This is a genomic window from Ruminococcus sp., from assembly GCF_017650195.1.
GTDB lineage: Bacteria > Bacillota > Clostridia > Oscillospirales > Ruminococcaceae > Ruminococcus.
In genome coordinates, this window is the sequence record NZ_JAGCFH010000039.1 from 1 (window position 1) to 4978 (window position 4978).

Below are 4978 nucleotides of genomic sequence, written 5' to 3' on the forward strand. Positions count from 1 at the left end.
AAGAATAGAATCTAAAAATTACTTTTCAATATTCAATGGTTCCCTTTGAATTTAAGTCAGTTTCGACTAACGTATAGAAGTTTTTTCCAGTGTATAGTACATAGCTTACAGGCTTTATGAAAGTACCTCTGACGACAGATAATACAATGTTTGTTAACTGGATAAATATAATATATGTTGGCTGAACACTTACGGACTTAATTTCAGTTTACTGATCTGAATACTTCTGATATATCTTCGGTGTCATAGTTGCTGATAACAGTTTTGTCACCGATGCGTTCACAGTAGAATGAGATCAGGTGATACCTTTTGCGTGTGTCGTTGTTTGTGATATATGTTACTATCGTTGATCTGTCGTCAAACTGTTCAACAGGGATATTTAATTCTGTCGTTCCGGGACAGCTGAATTCCCCGCCTGATATTACATCTGTTGTGTCGTTCTCTCTTTTAATGATGTAGTCGATACTGAATCTTCCACTAACATTATCCGGAATTTTAATTACTGGTTCTGACACACCTTCCGAAGTATTTCCGTTACTGATATATAAGATTATTTCCATATCTTCTGGCATATTTGCGAGCGGCGAAGGATACTGAAAAAGTACAGTACCTTCTTTCTGAGCTGAGGTTACCATTTCTGTACGTACCTTAAAACCGTAATAGCCTGCCATAACAGCCGCGTCATTAACGGTTTTCCCTCTGAAATCAGGTGTTGCAATATCCTTGTTGTCTAAATCACTGCATACAAAAAGAGTAACTTCCGAGCCCTTCGGAACTGTTTCTCCCTCTGCTGGTTCAGACTTTATAACATAACCCGGCTCTACAGTTGAATCTGCCATTTCTACTGTCCTGACCTTGAGACCTCTTTCAATAAGCAGCTGTTTTGCCAGATTGGAATGCATATTAGTTAACGGCGGAATATTAACAGAGTCCGTATCATACCCTTTATATTTTTCATCAGCAAGTTTATCTGCATACTCATAGAATTCATCGGACACCCTGAACCCTTTGCTCATATTTCCGATGTACTCTCTTATCAAGCCTTTTTCAATCAATTCTAAATCACAAACTACGTTATTGCCTGCCTGTGAAGTACCTGTTAATTCAAATATTACGAAGCCAGATCTTGCGGGAACACCGGTTTCTTCAAAATCAGAAGTATACAATGCATTCAGGAAGTTCTCTTTCTCAGATTCAGAAAGCGTTACAGGATAACGAGATTCTGTGATGAAACATATTTTGATTTCGCTGCATCCGAAATGTTCGATGAACTTATCAGGTGAAGAGTATTCCAATAATTCGTTATATTCTGCAAAATAATTGTCAATCAGCGTTTTTATCTCATTTTTGCTGTTTTCATCAACCACATAATAGCGATATGCATCTTCTTCGGTATTATAATCGTTATGGATGTCTTCGTTTCCGTAATACATGACGCTAACATCACCGCTCTCTGAAATATCAAAACTCAGATTGCTGATTATGCTGCTTTTTTGCATATCATTGTTATAACGACACAGATCTATACTGATACATTTCTTATCAAACATATCTATCTTGACACCGGTTTCTTTCCATTCAGCTTTATTGATAAGTGCTGTGACGTTATCTAGCAGACCGTATCCGGAGCTGCTGTAACTGAAATCATCCTTTTTACAGTTTATGCTCCAGGTAAAGTCTGTAAACTGCTGCGATTCCCTTAAGACAGGGTTGTATACTGTATAATATTTGATGTCCTCAGAGGAAATGCCTTCCTGTTTACCACTAAAATTTATCCAGATATCATGGATAGGATCATCGGAATCTTCGATATAGATCATCTTGTCAAGTGAATCCGTATAGTGGTTTGCAGCGTTATATACAGCCTGTTCTATTTCTTCAGAAACCAAGTATCTTGCTGTTTCAGTACCATTGTCCCAGAGAATGGTATGATCGCTGTAAAGCACTAACTTATATGAGTTGCCGTTGTTATAGAAGAAAAGCTGTACGTTCTCATCGTCGGGAACAGGGGTATCATTTGAAGTTGCCGTCCACTTACCGCTCTGAAAAGCGCTGGCTAATTCAAGAAATACCTCCTCACTCGGCTCAAATACCATAGACCCCATGTCAGAGGGCCTTATCAACACCCTGTCATTTGACAGATCACCGAACGGATAATTGTTTTCTGTTTCCGTAACTGTCGGAAGAGTGCCTTCCTGAGCTAAATGATTATGACCTGTTTGGTTTCTTTTCAGCATTGCCAGTCCGCCTGCCGCGCCTCCTGCGACTAAGGCGATAACAGCTGCTGCCGATACTATTTTCTGCCATAAGGGCTTTTTGTATATCTCCACGCCGGATACCACCATAGCGGGAGTTTCATTACTTTCTTTGGTTCTTTCTTTATATATCTTTCTGCTCATTGCAAACATTCTCTCCTTGTCACTTTCGGAAGCAAGGCAGTTGTCGGCAATGCGTCTTATATCAGCGTCGTCTGCATTTTCAAGTATTTCAAGATCGAATTCATTATCCTTCATACCTGTACCTCCTTACAGTGAAATGTTCATTTCGGTGAGCTTTGACCTGAGCTTTCCAAGAGCGCGGCTGCTCCGCATACGGACAGCTTCCGGCGTCATTGAGACGATATCGGCTATTTCTCTTGAACTGCGCATGAAAAAGTATTTCTGCATTATTATAATGGAATCCGGTTCGCCCAGCAGCTCCACGCAGTGTATCAGCTTTGAGCGAAGTTCTTTTTTATCTACTGTTTCCTCAGTATTGTCTGGAGCTTCGAGCGTTGCTAGCTCATCTTCGTCTGCGGATACGGTGTTCATCTGATGACGTACAAGCTTTTTATAGAGATCAGACGCTTTGTGTCTGGCGACCGTTCCGATAAATCCTGATATGTCTCCGCTTACATCCCGGTTCTCGTCATAATGAATGTAGATATCGGCAAAGGAGTCGCTGACGCATTCCTCGATATCCTCGCGGTTTGCGCAGCTCCGAAGCCTACTGAAAACGATAGTGTATACATAGTTGAAATACTCATTGAAGAGTATACGCTGAGCTTCTTCCTTTGAACTTTCAGAAGCTTTCCTGTATTCTTCATGTGTCATAATCTCACCTTCTATCCTGTAAAGCTTTTATAATGCATTGTATCGGCTTTCACTATATCAATACTTTCTGCAGGGGAGAAACGTAACAGTATGCAAAATATTTTTTTATTTTAATTAATTGCTGCGTGAGAATTCTCTCCTTTTTTATGAAATTAGCGCTCCCTGAACCCTGTTCGGGGAAATTTCCTACTTATGATGGTTATTGAGGACACACTTATTATACTATCAAACCACTGCAAATGCAAGAAAAAACAGCCGGTACTAATGTACCGGCTGCGGAAAAAGTATTATTAAGTTCCAAGCTGAGTAGCAGCGCCTATGAACAGCGGAACGTTGTTATTGTCTACTATCATATATACGAATGGTCTGTTGAGGTAGATATATACTTCCTTCTTTGGTATCGGCATAGCTGAGCCTGCACCCATGATAACGGCTGTAGCAGCGGCTGCCTTGGTACCTATTTCAGTTACTTCTATTTTTGTCTTGTGGAGAACGTCGTCAATATAGAGCGGGAGAGCTCCTTTAACGGACAGATCATTTATTTTGGAGAAATCCGCCTTATCCGAATTAAAGGCAGTTTCCATGCCGAGCAGAGGAAGTATCTCTTTCAGGGATTTTCCGTAGTTGTATTTGAATTTGGGGATCATCGTATAAAGGTCAACAGTATCGGGATCCTCATATTCCTTAAGTCCATCGCAGAGCGCTTCGGCGTCGAGGTTTTGTATGTATTCGTTAAAGTCAACATCCTCGTGAGGAAGTATACCTACAAAGCTATAATTTCCACCTTCATAATCCTTCTTGAAGGCATCAGCATTTCCAAGGTCGAAGTATTTGCTCTCTTTGCTGTGCATTTCCTGTATCGGGTATTCCTTACCGTCGAGATCTGTGAACTTGCCGTCTTTGGTGCTGAGATATGGTTTTTGCCATTCTGCTTCAAAATATAAGGTATTTATGAGCATCATCATAGTATTGGACTTTATATTTCCCTCATTGATTAGAGATGGTATCATGCCCTTTGTATTCTTGTTTACCCAGCTGTTTACATCACTGACGATACTTTTGGGTTCAAATGAGCTCTTGTATATCTCGGAATTGTAGTACTTCTTATTTGCTTCAAGGAATTCGTCGTAAACCTTAAAGGTCGGGTCGTCCTTGAACCATATAGAATCAGCAAGGTATACCTTTTCCTTGTCCTTGTCCGGAAGTTTGCTGATATAGTAAGCCATGTACTCGTTGATATCGTCCAGCTTAAGACCGTTGCCGAGGACCTTTTCCATTTCCTTGAGTGTATCTCCTTCAGCGCCGTTTGCTGTCATTGAGAGAGCTGAGGATATGGAAAGGGGGGAGATAAGGATGTTTTTATCCTTTGAGTTGTCGGGAGAGCAGCACTTTTTGAGCAGCTCGATACCGAAATTCATCTCAGCCTTAGCAAAGGCTTCGTCTGTTGCGATTCCCTCGGAAGCCTTCACTGATACTGTATCGTCAAGACGGACACTTCCGATATTTGAAGCACCGTTGAAGGATTTCTTGCTGCCAAGAGTGAAATCCACCACCTGTTTCATGTCTTCTTCATCTATAACTGTATCATAGTTTATATCTGCATTCAGGAACTGATCCTCATTGAGCTTGTAGGAAAGAGTTCCGGCGATATACTTTTTATACACCAGTACATCAAAGGAATCAACTACTCCGTCGTCGTTGATATCGCCATAGAAGTGTTCGTTGGGATCTTTAACGTATATAATGTCGCTGAAATAAAATTCAGAAGTTCTGCGCGAGCTGCCGTAATAACCTGTTTTTGTCAGATCATCGTATTTTGTCTTTGCGGCGAACTTAATGTTTAGCCTTGCCCCCTCCTGTATATTTTCAGCAGTAAGGCATGTTTG

Annotated in this window: 3 protein-coding genes; all 3 read right to left on the reverse strand. The window is 40.8% G+C overall.

The window, feature by feature from the left end; all coding sequences use genetic code 11:
* Positions 1-203 precede the first annotated feature (203 nt).
* Positions 204-2513, reverse strand: coding sequence for a PASTA domain-containing protein (locus tag J6U00_RS01690; RefSeq protein ID WP_296577989.1), 2310 nt, complete (start codon positions 2511-2513; stop codon positions 204-206).
* A gap of 12 nt (positions 2514-2525) precedes the next feature.
* Entirely contained in the window at positions 2526-3092 is a 567-nt protein-coding gene (locus J6U00_RS01695; RefSeq protein WP_296577991.1) for a sigma-70 family RNA polymerase sigma factor, read from the reverse strand.
* A gap of 290 nt (positions 3093-3382) precedes the next feature.
* A partial coding sequence (locus J6U00_RS01700) for a serpin family protein (protein WP_296577993.1) occupies positions 3383-4978 on the reverse strand: 1596 nt, incomplete at its 5' end.

Bases quoted from the DNA above. Each gene is read 5' to 3' on its own strand.
- J6U00_RS01690 (WP_296577989.1), bottom strand. From the start codon at position 2,513: ATGAAGGATAATGAATTCGATCTTGAAATACTTGAAAATGCAGACGAC.
- J6U00_RS01695 (WP_296577991.1), bottom strand. From the start codon at position 3,092: ATGACACATGAAGAATACAGGAAAGCTTCTGAAAGTTCAAAGGAAGAA.